Origin of the sequence: Exiguobacterium sp. s78 (genome assembly GCF_018618985.1) — a bacterium.
Classification (GTDB): Bacteria; Bacillota; Bacilli; order Exiguobacteriales; family Exiguobacteriaceae; genus Exiguobacterium_A; species Exiguobacterium_A abrahamii.
In genome coordinates this window covers 149,962-166,160 of record NZ_JACSNB010000004.1, presented here as the reverse complement: position 1 = coordinate 166,160, position 16,199 = coordinate 149,962, and the positions used below count along the sequence as shown (strand labels likewise).

The 16,199-nt window shown below is 46.2% G+C and carries 17 protein-coding genes; 7 read left to right on the top strand and 10 right to left on the bottom strand.

What is annotated here, in order from left to right; all coding sequences use genetic code 11:
- Window positions 1-17 precede the first annotated feature (17 nt).
- Both pflA and abc-f read left to right on the top strand, forming a co-directional pair.
- Window positions 18-737, top strand: a complete 720-nt coding sequence (pflA, locus tag KNQ18_RS15275) for a pyruvate formate-lyase-activating protein (RefSeq protein WP_215085332.1) — start codon at window positions 18-20, stop codon at window positions 735-737.
- A 274-nt stretch (window positions 738-1,011) separates the two neighbouring features.
- Window positions 1,012-2,712 (top strand): ribosomal protection-like ABC-F family protein, encoded by a 1,701-nt coding sequence (gene abc-f, locus KNQ18_RS15270; protein ID WP_050678238.1) that lies wholly within the window; start codon window positions 1,012-1,014, stop codon window positions 2,710-2,712.
- A gap of 72 nt (window positions 2,713-2,784) precedes the next feature.
- Here the strand turns inward: abc-f and rsgA are convergent, their stop codons facing one another.
- Complete coding sequence (gene rsgA / locus KNQ18_RS15265) at window positions 2,785-3,834, bottom strand: ribosome small subunit-dependent GTPase A (protein WP_251133443.1); 1,050 nt, start codon at window positions 3,832-3,834, stop codon at window positions 2,785-2,787.
- A 273-nt stretch (window positions 3,835-4,107) separates the two neighbouring features.
- Here rsgA and KNQ18_RS15260 point away from each other — a divergent pair, with 273 nt between their 5' ends.
- From KNQ18_RS15260 to KNQ18_RS15240, 5 genes are read left to right on the top strand one after another with little or no spacing between them, the layout of a single operon-like run.
- A complete protein-coding gene (locus KNQ18_RS15260; RefSeq protein ID WP_023467260.1) occupies window positions 4,108-4,485 on the top strand; it encodes a lmo0954 family membrane protein in 378 nt (125 codons plus the stop codon).
- A gap of 50 nt (window positions 4,486-4,535) precedes the next feature.
- Window positions 4,536-5,153 carry a PspA/IM30 family protein gene (locus tag KNQ18_RS15255; protein ID WP_029340865.1) on the top strand — a complete coding sequence of 206 codons (618 nt, stop codon included), beginning with the start codon at window positions 4,536-4,538 and terminating at the stop codon, window positions 5,151-5,153.
- Between the two features lie 59 nt (window positions 5,154-5,212).
- Window positions 5,213-5,932, top strand: coding sequence for a cell wall-active antibiotics response protein LiaF (liaF, locus tag KNQ18_RS15250; protein ID WP_029340864.1), 720 nt, complete (start codon window positions 5,213-5,215; stop codon window positions 5,930-5,932).
- Entirely contained in the window at window positions 5,929-6,954 is a 1,026-nt protein-coding gene (locus tag KNQ18_RS15245; RefSeq protein ID WP_035398797.1) for a sensor histidine kinase, read from the top strand. Before liaF ends, KNQ18_RS15245 begins: the two co-directional genes overlap by 4 nt.
- Complete coding sequence (locus KNQ18_RS15240; RefSeq protein ID WP_023467256.1) at window positions 6,951-7,580, top strand: response regulator; 630 nt, start codon at window positions 6,951-6,953, stop codon at window positions 7,578-7,580. The genes KNQ18_RS15245 and KNQ18_RS15240 overlap by 4 nt, the downstream gene beginning before the upstream one ends.
- Window positions 7,581-7,775: 195 nt before the next feature.
- Here KNQ18_RS15240 and KNQ18_RS15235 read toward each other — a convergent pair whose 3' ends face one another.
- The 9 genes from KNQ18_RS15235 to deoD form a co-directional block, all read right to left on the bottom strand.
- Window positions 7,776-9,467, bottom strand: coding sequence for a b(o/a)3-type cytochrome-c oxidase subunit 1 (locus tag KNQ18_RS15235; RefSeq protein WP_133208545.1), 1,692 nt, complete (start codon window positions 9,465-9,467; stop codon window positions 7,776-7,778).
- 1 nt (window position 9,468) lies between these two features.
- The gene (locus tag KNQ18_RS15230; RefSeq protein ID WP_050678241.1) at window positions 9,469-9,939 is read right to left on the bottom strand and encodes a cytochrome c oxidase subunit II; all 471 of its coding nucleotides are present in this window, start codon (window positions 9,937-9,939) and stop codon (window positions 9,469-9,471) included.
- Window positions 9,940-9,951: 12 nt separating this feature from the next.
- Window positions 9,952-10,065 carry a cytochrome C oxidase subunit II gene (locus KNQ18_RS15225; RefSeq protein ID WP_082202575.1) on the bottom strand — a complete coding sequence of 38 codons (114 nt, stop codon included), beginning with the start codon at window positions 10,063-10,065 and terminating at the stop codon, window positions 9,952-9,954.
- A 218-nt stretch (window positions 10,066-10,283) separates the two neighbouring features.
- On the bottom strand, window positions 10,284-10,997 hold the full coding sequence (locus tag KNQ18_RS15220) for a Crp/Fnr family transcriptional regulator (protein ID WP_251133442.1): 714 nt from the start codon (window positions 10,995-10,997) through the stop codon (window positions 10,284-10,286).
- 160 nt (window positions 10,998-11,157) lie between these two features.
- Window positions 11,158-12,312: a CDP-glycerol glycerophosphotransferase family protein gene (locus tag KNQ18_RS15215; RefSeq protein ID WP_050678242.1), complete on the bottom strand. Its 1,155-nt coding sequence runs from the start codon at window positions 12,310-12,312 to the stop codon at window positions 11,158-11,160.
- A gap of 53 nt (window positions 12,313-12,365) precedes the next feature.
- Window positions 12,366-12,755 (bottom strand): glycerol-3-phosphate cytidylyltransferase, encoded by a 390-nt coding sequence (tagD, locus tag KNQ18_RS15210; protein WP_050678243.1) that lies wholly within the window; start codon window positions 12,753-12,755, stop codon window positions 12,366-12,368.
- A gap of 16 nt (window positions 12,756-12,771) precedes the next feature.
- Entirely contained in the window at window positions 12,772-13,941 is a 1,170-nt protein-coding gene (locus tag KNQ18_RS15205; RefSeq protein ID WP_050678274.1) for a CDP-glycerol glycerophosphotransferase family protein, read from the bottom strand.
- A 62-nt stretch (window positions 13,942-14,003) separates the two neighbouring features.
- Window positions 14,004-15,386 carry an aldehyde dehydrogenase gene (locus KNQ18_RS15200; RefSeq protein ID WP_215085330.1) on the bottom strand — a complete coding sequence of 461 codons (1,383 nt, stop codon included), beginning with the start codon at window positions 15,384-15,386 and terminating at the stop codon, window positions 14,004-14,006.
- A gap of 101 nt (window positions 15,387-15,487) precedes the next feature.
- Window positions 15,488-16,195, bottom strand: a complete 708-nt coding sequence (gene deoD, locus KNQ18_RS15195) for a purine-nucleoside phosphorylase (protein WP_023467244.1) — start codon at window positions 16,193-16,195, stop codon at window positions 15,488-15,490.
- Window positions 16,196-16,199: the final 4 nt, after the last annotated feature.

Sequence of the window (16,199 nt, the reverse complement as noted above, 5' to 3'; positions counted from 1 at the left end):
GAAAGGAAGTGAGCAGGATGACCTATGGTATGATCCATTCCGTTGAATCATGTGGAACAGTCGATGGTCCTGGCATTCGATTCATCGTCTTTACGCAAGGATGTCCACTACGATGTCAATACTGTCATAACGTGGATACATGGGAGTTCGGTTGCGGACGGCGTGTCTCAGCAGACGAAGTCGTAAAAGAAGCGATCAGCTATCGCTCCTTTTTCGAGACCACGGGTGGCGGAATCACCTTCTCTGGAGGTGAACCGCTCGCTCAGCCAGAATTCTTGGAGGCTGCTTTAACAGAAGCAAAACGCCATGGACTGCATACGGTCATCGATACCGCGGGATCCGTCGTCCCGAAAAACATCGATGCGATTCTCGATGCGACGGATCTAGTACTACTCGATATCAAACATATCGACGATGCCGCTTGTCGCGTCTTGACTGGACGGAGTAACGCCAATACACTCGCCTTCGCAAAACGCCTAGCCGAGCGAAACATTCCCGTCTGGATTCGCCACGTCCTCGTTCCAGGTATTACGATGTCGGAACATTTCCTCCGTCAGACCGGCGAGTTCATCCGGACGCTCGGAAACGTCGAGCGCGTCGAGGTACTCCCGTATCATCAACTCGGTGTCTATAAGTGGGAAAACCTCGGTCTTTCTTATCCGTTAACTGATGTGCTTCCCCCTTCATCAGAAGAAACGGATGCTGCGCAAACCCTACTTGAATCGTACTTGTGTTAACGTTTCCATTTTGTTACAATAACGTCATAGACTAAGAACAGGAGGTACAACACCGAAATGAAGCAATCACTCGTACACGTCGCTTGATGAATGAAATCATCTCTTTCGCAATGCAGTTGCGGATGTCTGACGCTACGAGTCTGCTCTTTTTCGGTGTGACCATCCTCTGGTCATCGCCTTCTTTGAGTTACACTCCGGCACACCATCCGCTCGCTTCGGATGGTGTGTTTTTCATTTCATCTTATCGGAAATGAACACTAAAGGAGCTGCTTTTATGCCTACTGAAACACTTACGATCCAACACCTATCGATGGACTACGACGAACGACGCCTTTTCTCGGACGTTTCTTTTCATATTCATACCGGTGAACATGTCGCCTTAATCGGTCCGAACGGCATCGGAAAAACGACACTGTTACACTTGATCGCTGATCAACTTCAACCGACTGACGGTTCGATCAAGCGTCATTACAAAAAACTCGGTCTACTATCACAACACTTCGTGGCGGGCGATCACACCGTTCTTGATGTCGTCGAACGAGCGGATGCGGTTCGTTATCAACTTCGCGCTAATGCCATGAATGGTGACTTGACGATTTATCAACAAGCAATCGATCAGGACGCCTTCTCGCTGGAAGCAGATGCAGCACGTGTCTTAAAAGAAGTCAAATTAGAGGAAGCACTCTGGACACACAAAGCATCCAGTTTAAGCGGTGGTGAACAGACGCGCCTCCAACTTGCCTGTCTGCTTCTATCACGACCTGATTTCATCATTCTCGATGAACCGACGAATCATCTGGATCAAGAGACACTCGAGTGGCTCACGGAATGGGTCAACATGTCACGGACCTCAATTCTCTATGTCTCACACGAACGATTCTTCATCGACGCAACGGCTGATGCCGTCATTGAATTATCCGAATCAGGGGCAACGCGATACAGCGGAAACTATCAGTCCTATAAAGAACAAAAGGAACATCAAGCTCTGTCGCAACAACGAGCGTACGAAAAACAAGAACGCACCCGTAAAGAGCTGACACGCATGATTCAAGGATACCGGCAATGGCATCAAAAAGCCTCGAATCAAGCGAGTGAACGGGATCCGTATGCGAAAAAGAAGGCTGCTAAACATGCGACGAAGGTCAAGGCAAAAGAGCAGCAACTCGAGCGTCTACTCGAGGATCGTGTACAAAAACCACAAGTTGCACCGACTGTTCACGTCGCATTCGAACATGAAGCGATTCGTGCGAAACGACTGATTTCGTTCGAACGTGTCTCATTCATGCATGAGACGAAACCGATCCTAAACGACGTTTCGTTTACGGTAGAACGTGGTGACCGAATTGCTGTCATCGGACCGAATGGAAGCGGGAAAACGACCTTACTGCGTCTCATCGAGGGCGAATATGCTCCTCATCAAGGGAACGTAATCCGTCATCCTCGATTGAAGACCGGCTATTTTTCACAAGCCCTTTCCCACTTACCGACATCCGGTACGTTGTTAGAGGCGTTACTTGAGTACGGCACGATGAGTGAAACGGACGCCCGGACGTTGCTCGCCTGCTTTTTATTCCGTCGCGATGATGTTTACCGGTCGATTTCCGACGCCAGTATGGGTGAGAAATGTCGGATCGCTTTCTTACGTCTGTATTTTTCTGGTGCTCACTTGCTTATTCTCGATGAACCAACGAACTATTTGGACCTTGCGACTCGTGAACAAATCGAAGCCGCCCTCGATGTTTTCCCTGGTGAGCTCCTCTTCGTCTCTCACGATCGTTATTTTACCGATCGGCTGTCGAATCGGACGTTTGATTTAACGACTGGATTCAACGATCATCCGGTCGGAACGGCCACGGTACGAAACGCGCGCCGAAGTGACCCTGAAGCGATTCAATCCGACTTACATCGTCTTGATGCTTTGACGGGTAACGTGCCGTTCAATACAGAAACAAATGAATCACTTTCAAAAGAATAACGAGAAAAAAGCATCTGCATAGAAAAAGAGACTCCTTTTTCCGTTGCAGATGCTTTTCATATATCAATCGTATTATCGCTTTTGATACTTCACTTTCGTATGCGCTTGGGCCTGCTTGTGGATTTTTTTCCACTTTTCTTTCTCCGCCGCCTGCAACGCCACGTTTTGCTTGCGTTCCGCATAGGCGATTTCTCGTTTTAGCTTGACGAAGCTGTTCCAGCGCTCAGCAGTTAGTGTGCCATCTTCTAAAGCTATCCGAACGGCACATCCCGGTTCCTTATCATGTTCACAGTCTCGGAAACGACAGTTTTCAGCAAGCTCCTCAATATCGGAAAACGTCGACGATAAACCGTCACTGCCATCCCATAAGGCCAATTCTCGCATCCCCGGTGTATCAACAAGCAATAGACCGTTCGATAGTCGTTTCAGTTCGCGATGTGTCGTCGTGTGACGTCCACGTTCATCGTCTTCTCGTACGCCACCCGTCTCCATTAACTGTTCTCCAGCTAAAGCATTGACGAGCGTCGACTTCCCGACGCCGGACGACCCAACTAACACGATTGTCTGCTTGATTTGTAACTGTTCACGCAACTCCTCTAATCCGTCACCAGTTAAAGAATCAACGGCAAGGATTGGTGTTCCGAACGCAATCGCTTCGACAGCCTGTATTTCCGTTTCAATCGACGGCATCAAACTTTTTTTCGTCAGGACGATGATTGGTGTCACCCCTGCATCCCAAGCAACCGTTAAATAACGTTCCAGTCGACGGACGTTGAAGTCATGTCCAAAAGCCATGACGAGCAAGGCGACGTCAACATTCGCGCAGATGATTTGTTCCTCGGTTTCCGTTCCTGCCGCTTTTCGGGAAAATTGAGAAGATCGTGGCAAGACACGTTCGATCCGTCCTTTGCCTGGCTCTCGCTCTGTTTGGATGATCCAGTCTCCAACCGACGGTAATTCGGCTTTCGTTCCCGATTGAAAACGCAATTTACCAGACAGTTCACTCAGCGATTCTCCTGTTTCCGTCATAACACGATAGTGTGTTTGATAGACAGCTGTAATCCGTCCTAATCGTTCTGTTCCTGTCGTTTCGTAGACAGGTGGTGTACCCCATTCGTTCAAACGGTTTCCTCCTCTGATTTAAGGGAGGGAAACCCCTCCCTGGTTTCCGACACATGTCACTTTTTTAGCGTTGATTGTTGCACTCATCAACATCACTCCTCTCGATTCGATTCCCTTATAGAGTATCATATGAATCATTGGTTCTGATAGCGCTTCCCTTAAAGTCAGACCTTCTCTCCGCCTTAAGCCCGAGAGCAAATACGGTCCAAAGAGTGTCGTAGGAATAGAAGGACTCCCGTATCATAAAGGTATCAACACAAGGGAGGCTTCCTCATGAAGCAATCGAAAGGAAAACAATTGGTGATGATTCTCGCCGGACTGGCGTTACTTGCCGTCGTCATCGGAACATTACCGCATATGATCGGACTTGGCTTAGGGGCGTTACTCGCGTTCTATTCGATCAGTAAGTTCATGCAATCGAACAAATGGCCAGCGAAACTCGGCTTCGGATTCCTAGCAGCCATCGGAATCGGACTTGCCCTTTCGAACATCTGGGCAGTCATTGGAATCGCAGCAGCCATCGCATTGTACGTCGGTTACATGCGTATGAAACTACAACGTGTCAATGTTCAAGATCTTTTTAACCGTCGCCGTACATCAACGACACATTTCGAAGCAGACTGGAAAGACTTAGACGAAAAACGTTTCTAATCAAAATGTGTGACCCGATATCATTCGCCATTTCCAAGGAGGAATTTTTCATGAAAAACGTATTTGATCAACTCAACGATTTTGCGACACAAATGATGACAGAAGTCAAAAAAGCAGCCGAACAGGGTGAAGTACCTGCTAAAAAGCTCGTTCGTCATATTCGATCTACAGAAGCTGATTTAAAAGAGATTGATCGACTACTCGAGCGTCAACGGACATTACTGCAAGAATTAACGCATAAACAAGAAGAAGCGAAGGATTTAGCAGATAAACGCTTCAAGCAAGTCGAGATCGCGAACGAAGCCGGTGAACAACAACTGGCTGAGCGTGCAGCTATCGAATCGAAGCATTACGGGGAGCAATACCGCTTCTTCGAAGAACTCGTCGCTGAGACGAAACGCGAGCTGAACGAATTGGAACGTGAAGCCCTCGAATTGAAGTTAAAGCTCGAAGATCTACAAAACAAACGGTACGAATGGATGATGCGCGAAAACGTCTCGAACTTAAAAAACAAGATGAACCAGGTGCTAGATCGCGAACCAAATGCTACTATAAAAGAAGAAGCACATCCGTTCACGGCAGAAGAGCCTGAAGCAAAACAACCAGCCGTTGATGAAGATGATATCGATGCGCGTATCGCTGAACTCGAACGCCGCATTCACCAATAAGCAGTCAATGATGAAGGAGGCGTATGCCTCCCTTTGTCATGTTAGAAAGGAGATTGATCGTGCGACGATTAAGTACGAAACAACTGGTCGGTTACGTATCGATCCTGTTCGCCCTCGGTCTGTTCTATGACCTATTGTCCGGTGCAGGAAATGTATTGTTTGGTGTCTTATTTCCGTTCCTGCTGTATTATGTCGGGATTCATTTCCGACGACGTAATCATGAAAAATTAGCAATCCTCTTTTACATCGTCGGTACGATCATTCTTGCTGGCGTCGTCCTTAGTTCGGCTGCCATCGGTTTTGTCATTGCTGGTATCTTGCTCTATCTTGGGATCATTCTCGTGACACGACATTCTGTCCGCGAATTTTTATTTTCACGGATTGCTCCGCATCAATATGAAGAGGAAGGGATCAAGATTCAACCCGCTTATTCCTTCTCGACTCAAGCCGATGCACCGTACGTCTTACAGGATTTGAGCGAACAGTTCATCGTCAAGGATTTAGAAATCGATTTGACGCACGCCTATGTTCCAGAAGGCGAGACCTTGATCGTCGTCAGTGGTGTCGTCGGGGACGTCCGAATTCTTTTACCGTCCGGCTACGACTATACACTCGACACGTCAATCGGCTTCGGAAGCGTCAAGACAGATATCCGCCGGATTCCGACCTTCTTTAATCGACGCATTCAATTCCGGGCACCGGAATACGGCGAAGCGACGCGGAAGGTTCGCATTCATGTCATGCTCGGTATTGGCAACGTGGAGGTGTCTTCGATATGAAGCGTGATCAATTCCCGCTTGGTGTCATTGCACTCCAAGTCATGACGGGTTTTTTGACAGCCGTCATGACAACGTTGTTATTCTTAAGTACACGACAAGTTGATTGGCATGTCCTATTCGTCCGTCAACAAGATTTCCCTGTCCTTCTACTCGTCATTGGACTCTCGTTATTACTACCGCTTGCCATCGGTAGCATGCATTACTTTTTCTTGCGACGTGACTTCAAACGTGTCACGACTGCCATCATTGAACTGGAACAAGGAAAAGATGTGACGATCGTTCCGGGTCCCTACTTTCATACGTTGACACGCTTGTCGCGGATTGGAAAACGTATCGACGAACAAGTTGAGACCGTCCAAAAAATCAGTACACGTCCGCAACATGTTGAACAAGTAAGAGTTCAAGCCGTCACGGAAGAACGAAAGCGACTCGCACGTGATTTACATGACTCCGTTTCGCAACAGCTCTATGCCATCTCCATGATGACGACAGCAGCTAAACAGACCATTCTGTCTCAACCTGAAGCTGCAGCCAAACAGATCGAGATGGTCGAGACGATGGCACAAACGGCGCAGTCTGAAATGCGCTCCCTCTTACTTCAGCTTCGCCCCGTCGAACTCGAAGGGATGACGTTACAACAAGGACTTTCTCAACTGCTCGAAGAATTATCTAGAAAGCAGTCCACACAATTGAGTTGGAAGTTAGAAGAGATGACACTTCCACGACAAATCGAAAACGAGTTGTTCCGGATCGTTCAAGAAGGATTGACGAATGCATTACGTCACGCGAAAGCGTCTCATATGGATATCGAACTCCGACAATTTAATGAAACAATCATTCTGAGCATGAATGATGATGGTGTTGGATTCGTTGTTGATGAAAAAAAACTTGCCTCTTATGGCATTAATTCGATGCGGGAACGAACGGCTGAGATGGGCGGAACGATTCGTCTCGTCAGTGTTCCAGGACAAGGAACCCAAATCGAAGTCAAACTTAGAAAAGATCGGATGGTGCAAGTATGATACGCGTATTATTAGTAGATGATCACGAGATGGTCCGGGCCGGTGTGTCTGCTTTCCTTTCCACACAACCAGACATCGAGGTCGTCGCTGAAGCGTCGGATGGTCAAGCAGGAGCCTTGCTTGCGCTTGAACACCGACCGGATGTCATCTTGATGGATTTAGTGATGGAGCCAGTTGATGGCGTCGAAGGAACGCGACTGATCCGCAAAGACTGGCCGGAAGCAAAAATTCTCGTCGTGACGAGTTTTCTTGATGACGAGAAAGTTTATCCTGTCATTGAAGCGGGTGCGATGAGTTATGTCTTAAAAACGGCTAGCGCCTTTGACATCGCAGAAGCGATCCGCAAGACGGCAAACGGTCAATCCGTCATGGCAGCACAAGTGACTGGTAAAATGATGGAACGTCTTCGTCGTCCTACGACACACTTGCATGATGATTTAACGGAACGTGAGCAGGAAGTTCTTCAATTGATGGCTCGTGGTATGGCGAACCAAGAAATCGCAGACGAATTATTCATTTCTTTAAAAACCGTTAAGACACACGTCTCGAACATCTTATCGAAACTCGATGTCGTAGACCGTACACAAGCTGTGGTCTATGCCTTCAAGCATAATCTCGTCAAATAAGATTTAGTCCTTCATTACTTATTCCTTAAGCACACGCAACTCCTACAGGAAAAAACGCATTTATGCGTTGTCAGAGACAAACAAGCCCCCCTTTCCTGCTTAAATGAAGTAGGAAAGAGGGGCTTGTGTCTCGCCTGAGGAAAGGGCGTGAAAAGACGCGTCATTCTTTTTTGAGTCAGTCCCTTCTTCATTGTCTTACCAGAGTCTCCATCCGGGAGCTCCTGGAGGGGCATTTTCAATCATATGCCAAATCGGCACCGTATACGCAAACGCAATCAAAGCGAACGTTACGAAAATCCATAACTTCCAATTTTCAAAGAAGAGTGGCGTTGCCATCGCCTCTTCTTCCGTTTCAGCAATCGGAAATTCTTCCGTTCCTTTTGGCGTGCGGAAGGCAAGTTGGAACATCGCATAGAGGAATAGCAGAATCGAGATGAATAAAATCGTTCCGCCGATCGCCATTGCGACATGATATGGAATCCAGTCAGCGACGATTGAATCTTTGAAGTAGGCGGCTGGACCCGTCCGTCGTGGATTACCGAGTAGTCCTGAGATGTGCATCGCAGTCGACATGAAGAGCATTCCGATCGTCCAGGCAGCCGTTTGAATAAGCCCGAGACGATTCATTGCCGCTGTTAACGTCCGACCACGTAAGAGCGGGACAAGCCAGTAGGCTGTTCCGAAGAACGTCAGTGCGACAGCAGCACCGACCGTGATATGAAAGTGTCCCGTGACCCACAATGTGTTGTGAACGATGATGTTCAGCTGATGCGATGCATTAATGACACCACCTGCACCCGCTGGAATGAAGAACAACATCCCGATGAACGGTGCAAGGAACCGGACATCGCGATATGGCATTTTCTTCACCCAACCAAATATGCCAGTTGCCCCCTTCCGGCGACCCGCCAACTCAAAAGTCGCAAACATCGAGAAAGCAGTCATCAATGATGGAATGATGACGAGGAATGTCAAGACGACTTGGACATACTTCCAAAATGCAGAAATCCCCGGCTCTAACAATTGATGGTGAAAACCAACAGGGAATGAAAAGAGTAGGAATAACAAGAACGACATGCGTGCTAACGCATCAGAAAAAATCTTCCCACCAACGATTTTCGGAATGACCGTATACCAGACGATGTAGGCAGGTAACAACCAAAAATAGACGAGTGGATGACCGAAGTACCAAAATAGCGTCCGGGATAGCTCGATTCCGACCTTATCTGTCCAACCGAGGGATAAGGGAAGTAACTGAAAGAGAATCGTTGCTGCTACACCGAGTGTCGCAACCACCCATAACAAGGCAGTCATGATGCTCATGTAGGCTTGAAGCGGTGGATGAACGCCAGGATGTTCCCGCTTGTAATCAGCATACATACGGAACATGGCACCAGACGCGATCCACGTTCCAACGACGAAGATGACGAGTCCGATATAAAAAACGGGATGCGCCTTCAGTGGTGCATAGAATGTATAGAGGACGGAAGCTTCACCTGCAAGTACCATCCACGTGACGAGGACGACACCAAGAATCATGAACCAGAATCCGACCCATCCGAGACGTCGCGGAAACTCTTCGAATCGTCCGAACGATTGACCTAAAAATGAGAACAATAATCCAAAAATGAATAACGTCGTAAAGACGATCGCAAGCATCAATCCGTGCGCAGTCAGAAGTTCATAGTATCCGATTCCCGCGATTTCTGGAATGGCACCTGTCCGTACCATCGTTTGTAGTAATCCACATAGACCACCGATCAATAAAGCAACAAGTGAAAAACTAACATGGGCGAAGGCCAGTTTCGCTTCCTTGATTCCGATGACGGTAGCGGGTAGACCACGCTCCATCTCGAACTGTCTTAGTTTATTTGAAATAGCATTCATCTTATTCCACCACCTTGATTTTCGTTGCCATCATATGATGGGCATTTCCACAATATTCATTACAGACGACGAGATACTCGCCTGCTTCCTTGAACGTGTACTCAATCGAATTAATATGTCCCGGAACGACCATCATGTTGACGTTCGTCTTGACGATTTCGAATCCATGTACGACGTCCTTCGATGTCACGAGAAAATCGACTGTCGCCCCTTTAGGTATGACCATATCTTTTGGTGTAAACTGAAAAGCTTGTGAAACGATGACCGCTTCGTATCGGTCATCATCAATCTTTTTTAGTCCTGGCTTATCAAACGGTTTCGTTTGATCGACTTTTGTCGGATCAATCAATGTCGCATCAGATGGTGGTTGATTTCCGGATGCAAAAGCGGATACACCGATGATAGTTAAGAAGACCGCTAGCATCGCTACTCCGAAGATCAGCCAGATTTTTTCTAAACGATGAATGTGCATCGTGACTCCCCCTTAACGTGATATGAATAATAAAAAGATTGAGCTCCACATCCCGATGATGACACCTGCTACGATCAGGACGGCAACGAGTGTTCCTTTTAGATTCGATTCTGTCTTTTGGCTCATCGTGATTACTCCTTTCCTACTCTGAACTTGTCTTTATTGTAAGAATTCAGCAAGTCTGGAAACTGTGATAAATATCACTTTAAATATGAAAATTCCGCACTTTTCATTTCGAAAACACACAGAAAGTTCACATCTAAACGAGCGTAGAAAAAACTTTTATACACAAAAATAACGCGAGACAGGAAAGTCCTGTTTCGCGTCGGGATTATTCGTACATCTTAAATTCGACAAACACCTGCCGGACACCCTTCACAATGACACAAATCCCGGAGATATTGCGGATCGTGAATGATGATTTCTTTTGCAGTCATCGAAATGACCCCTTCTTTTTTCCACTGAGAAAACATACGATTAACCGTTTCACGTGGTGCACCAATCAATTGACCAAATTCACCGTCGGATGGTCGCTTCGCAAGACGATACGTTTCCCCCACTTGTTCCCCTTCCATCGCAATCAGGCGAAGTAACGTCGAAGCTAATGCCCCTGGTTTTCCAAACAGTAGTAAGTCACGTAATTTCGTTTCCGTTTGCTTCCGCATTAATGCTTGCCATCGCATGATCTCAAGCGCAAAGGCACCGTCTTTTTTCATGAGCTCTTCTAATTGGTCTTTTGATAAGAATCCGATGATACTATCTTCCATCGTTTCAATACTGTAGGAACTCGGAAAAGCTTCTCCTACATCAAATTCGCCAAACAAATCTCCTTTGAAATATAAAAACATGAGTAATGGACTGCCTTTTTTCGTCAACTTCGATAGTTTGACGCCTCCTTGTTTCACATAAAACAACTTATCGTTCATTTCCCCTTCCCAACAGACAATGGAATCCTTTTTGAACGTCGTTTCTGTCATGAAGCTCTCAAGCAACGTTCGCGTTTCGGGTGATAAGACGAACGTATTGGCTTCAGTCGTTCCACAAGTTAGCATATCCATTTCTCCTCTCCTCTTCTTCTGCTTTTAGTATAGAACATCACAGTCGAAAAGAATGGATTTTCAAAAGATTGTCAAACTTTGTTCAACATTTCACATTATTATTTTTAAAATGACCTGACGACTACTTTTAAGAATACAAAAGGAATCGTCAGGAGTGATGTCATGGATTTATACCATAGTAATGATGAACAATTCGATTGACTGCTTGACCCGGTGTCTGATCATACCAGTTCTTTTGGAACTTCTGCATGTGTTGACGACATTCTTCAAGTATCACATCAGACGTGATCCACTCCATCAACTGCTCCATCCGTTCTGTCTGTCGGACAGGTAGCGGTTTCGGATACTGATCAACGAGCCCTGGTAGTTGTCGGTATGTGTCGATGTCCGGTGTATACAAAAACGCCGGAATGTTGAGGAGACAGCTTTCAAATGGAATGGAAGAATAATCAGTTACGAGAACATCTGTGATCAGCAAGTAATCATTGATCTGATACGTATCGTCCAAAAGATGGATATGGCTAGAACGATAGGTAGAAAGAGATCGTATCGTTGGATGTAATTTAACGAGAATCGTCCATCCCGCTTTAGCAAGTTGTTCGAACTGTTGAATCGTATGATCTTCTGTCCCTTTGTATTCCCGGTATGTCGGTGCATACAATAAGATCCGACGATCAGTCTTTGCATATTGTTTTCTTAATTCCAGTGTTTTCTGCTTTCGTTGCTCCTCATCAAACCAATAGTCCGTTCGTGGCATGCCGAATGGTTTAAAATGAGCTCGTTTTAAGTCGTGTGGTGCCATGAACTGTGTCGCACAGCGCATCCCTGGTACGATGAAATCGCCATATTCCTGATAAACACGTCGAAATCGATTTCGTACCCGTTCTGATACGAACAGACTTTTTGAAGAGGTCAGCCCGAACTGCTTTAATGTTCCTGCCGCATGCCATAGTTGGACACGTCGTGTTCCTCGTCGCGTTTTTGCGACACTGAATTCTGCGACATAATTATCGATGAAGACCGTCCGTGAGGTCGCAAGCAAATACGCCAATCGGACGAATCGTAAACGACGAAAGCGAAGAATCCGATCTGACTTCCACAGATCAGGTTGCTTCATGAAATGATGATCATATACAAGATACCGTTTCTCACTTGGCAATTCCTGCGCTAAGCGATCATTAACAGGTTTTGCGTTATCACCATACGTCATCCAAAACAAAGTGACTGGTCGAAGCGGTAGCCATCGAAAGACACCATAACAAATACGAAACAACAATAAATAGACCCATACGATTCCTTCTCTAACCACTTTCATCCTGCCCTTCTACGAAGAAAGACCGCACGTCGATCGTGTGGTCTCCTCTTCAATCACTTCGAAGCTAATTCCGTTTTAATCTGGCTTGTAGAGATGCCTTCAGTCCGACTGAGGTAAACGACCTCACAGTGTTCTTTTAAGAAGTCGAACTCGCCTTTCCAGTCGTCACCCATGACGAAGAGATCGACATCATGCTTTTTCACATCTTCTACTTTTTGATCCCAGCTATTTTCTGGAATGACTTCATCCACATAACGGATGGCTTCAAGGATCATCTTCCGATTCTCGAAGTTATGGTAAGACTGTTTATGTTTCAAACGATTGAATTCGTCTGTCGAAATCGCGACGATGAGGTAATCCCCCATCTCTTTTGCACGTTTTAAGATGTTGATGTGACCCCAATGCAATAAATCAAATGTTCCGTACGTAATAACCTTCTTCATGATTTTGCTCTCCCTTTTATCCGTAAATTCTCTTTACAATCGTCTTCATCGCCCGTTCTGAAGCCTGCCCATCATCCCATTGACAATACGTCTCTTGGAACGCTCGAAATGCTGACGCATAGCGTGTGTGCCAATCATCCAACTGATTGAGTTCTTCAAATAGTGCTGTCTCAGTGGATAGTAATGGTCCTGGTGCCTCCTGTTCAAAATCGAAGTAAAATCCGCGCAACTGATCGCGATAATGTTCTAAATCATACGTATAGAATAAAATCGGACGCGATAAATGCGCAAAATCGAACATGACAGAAGAATAATCCGTGATCAAAGCGTCTGACGCCATATAGAGCTCCGCGATATCCGGATAGTCCGATGCATTTCGAACGGATGGATAAGCAGTGACGTCGAGACGACTTCCGACTAAATAGTGCATTCGGACAAGCAGGACATATTCATCCCCAAATCGCTTTTCAAATTCCTTTAACGAAAAGGGCAGCTCAAATGAATATTTCCCTTGACCTTCGAACGCATTATCTCGCCAAGTAGGTGCATACAGCAAGACTTTTTTCGAAGAATCAATCTCATAGTGGCGATAAACCGTTTCTTTGATTTTAGCATGCCGTGCCTCTTGATAAAATATATCATTTCGAGGATATCCAATTTCTAGCATCTCACCTTCAAAAGCAAATGCCCGCCGAAAGATCGAACTAGAATAGGCATTCGGAGAAATTAAGCCAGACCACTTTGCAGTCTCTTGCTTAAATCCTTGCTTGTACCGCTCAGTCGTCGTATTCGCCATTTGGACGTCATCCATATCAAGCGCGAGCTTTTTGAGCGGTGTGCCGTGCCATGTCTGAAGATAATACGTTTTTTTCGGTTTGATCAACCATCCCGGTAACCGACTGTTTGATACCCAGACCCGTGACGTTGCGAGCAAATAAATCCAGCGGAACGTCAACCGATCTACCGTCTTGACGTCTGACGGAAACTTAACACCTCGTTGTTTACTAAAAATCAACTCACACTCCGGATGCATCGTACGCATCAATTCGTAGATGGCACGTGGACTGTCACTATATTGCTTTCCGAGAAAACTCTCGAAAAGGACTCGATTTGATTTTTGTGGCAACCACGTAAAGACTTTCATGATGGTTCGCAGACTGCGTTCAATCAAGCCTGTTCGTTTCATCCACTGTTTTACTTGATCTTTCAAGTGAAGAGCTCCTTCTTAAGTCAATTAATCACAGCTCATCATAACAAAAAGCGCATCCATTTGGAATTGCTATTTGTTCGCATGTAGCGGAAAGGTAAATCGAACGCCGTCGTGTTTTTGACGATTCCTTTACGATGGCTGAACGTCTCGAAACTATACTTGCCATGATATCCACCCATGCCACTCGCCCCGACTCCACCAAATGGTAAGTGATGCTGTGCGACATGCATCAATGTGTCATTGACACATCCACCACCGAATGAAATCCGTTCAAGGATACGATGTTCGACGGCTTTGTTCTCTGTGAATAGATAAAGCGCAAGCGGCTTGTCACGATCATTGACGAACGCGATGACCTCTTCGATTTCACGGTATGTCAACACCGGTAGAATCGGTCCGAAGATTTCGTCTTGCATCACTGGAGTATCCATCGCTACATTCGTCATGACGGTCGGCGCCATCTTACGCGTTTCCGGATCGACTTGTCCACCGAATTCAATCGTCCCTTGCGACAAGTAACTGCTGAGACGATTCAAATGATCGTCCGATACGATTTTGACGTAGGATGAGACGCCGACGCCATTCCCGTACTGTTTGAAGGCTTCTTCTTCAATCAACTGCAAGAAACGTTCTTTGACGTCTTCATGGATTAATACGTAATCCGGTGCGATACATGTCTGTCCGGCATTCAGCCATTTTCCCCATGCGATCCGCTTCGCTGCTAGACGAAGATCCGCATCCTTGTGAACGATCGTCGGTGATTTCCCACCCAGTTCAAGTGTGACCGGTGTTAAATGCTTCGCCGCAGCCTGATGCACGATTTTTCCGACGCGTGTGGAACCCGTAAAGAAGATATAATCAAAACGTTCGTTTAATAAGGCGCTACTGACTTCAGCATCTCCTTCTATGACGATTCCGAATCGTTCATGGAATGCCGTTTCAAAGACTTCTCGTAATACACGAGAGACATTCGGTGTCAGCTCGGATGGTTTAAGGACGACCGTATTCCCCGCCGCAATCGCACCAATGACCGGAGCAAGTGCGAGCTGGAAAGGATAGTTCCATGGTGCGATGACAAGGACGTTGCCATAGGGTTCGTACTGGATTTCACTTTTTGAGCCGATATGCAGAAGCGGTGTTGCGACACGCTTCGGGCGTGCCAGTCGACGGAGTTGTCGCTCCATCCGTTGAATCTCTCCGTAAACGAAACCGATTTCCGTCGTAAAAGCATCATGCTGTCCTTTATTGAGATCTTGTTTTAATGCCTCATAGATCGCGGCTTCATGCGTTTCAATCGCTTGGCGTAAGAACGTCAGCATACTTAAGCGAAAAGCTAGACTTCGTGTTGCACCTGTTTGGAAAAAGTGACGCTGTGTCTCAAGGCGCTCTGAAAGAACTGTCTCTGTCATCGTTGTCTCCATCCGAAAATCTCCCCTTTAACTGATCTATAACACTGCCTTTATCTTACCATATCTCTTTTTCGACTATGAAAAAAGACGGAGAGGCTTCTCCGTCTTACTTCTTATAATTGAATCGCTGTTTCAAGCGCAACTTTCATCATATCGTTGAATGTCGTCTGACGCTCTTCCGATGTCGTTTCTTCACCTGTCAACAGATGATCTGAAATCGTCAGGATCGTCAGTGCGTTTACTTTATGTTTTGCTGCAAGTGTGTAAAGACCTGCCGCTTCCATCTCGATTGCGAGACATCCGAAATCCGCCCATTTTTTGAAGTGATGGAAATCATCTTGATAGAACTGATCTGTCGTGAAGATTTGACCGACTTTTGCATCGATACCTTGTTCTTTAGCTGCTGTATATGCTTTATGCAACAGATCAAAAGAAGCTGTCGGTGCGTAGTCTAGTCCATTAAAACGGACACGGTTCTGTGCCATGTCATGCGAAGCACTCATCGCGATGACGACGTCACGAACTTTAACGTCTGGAGTGATCCCACCGGCAGTTCCGACACGGATCAAGTTCTTCGCACCGTATGACTGAACGAGTTCGTTTGCATAGATCGACATCGATGGTACACCCATACCTGTTCCTTGAACCGAAACTTTTTTACCTTTGTAAGTACCTGTGAAGCCATACATTCCTCGAACTTCGTTATAAAGAACGACATCCTCTAAAAACGTCTCGGCGATGTATTTAGCACGTAGCGGATCTCCTGGAAGTAAGACCGTTTCGGCGATTTGTCCTTCAGCTGCGTTAATGTGTACACTCATGTAC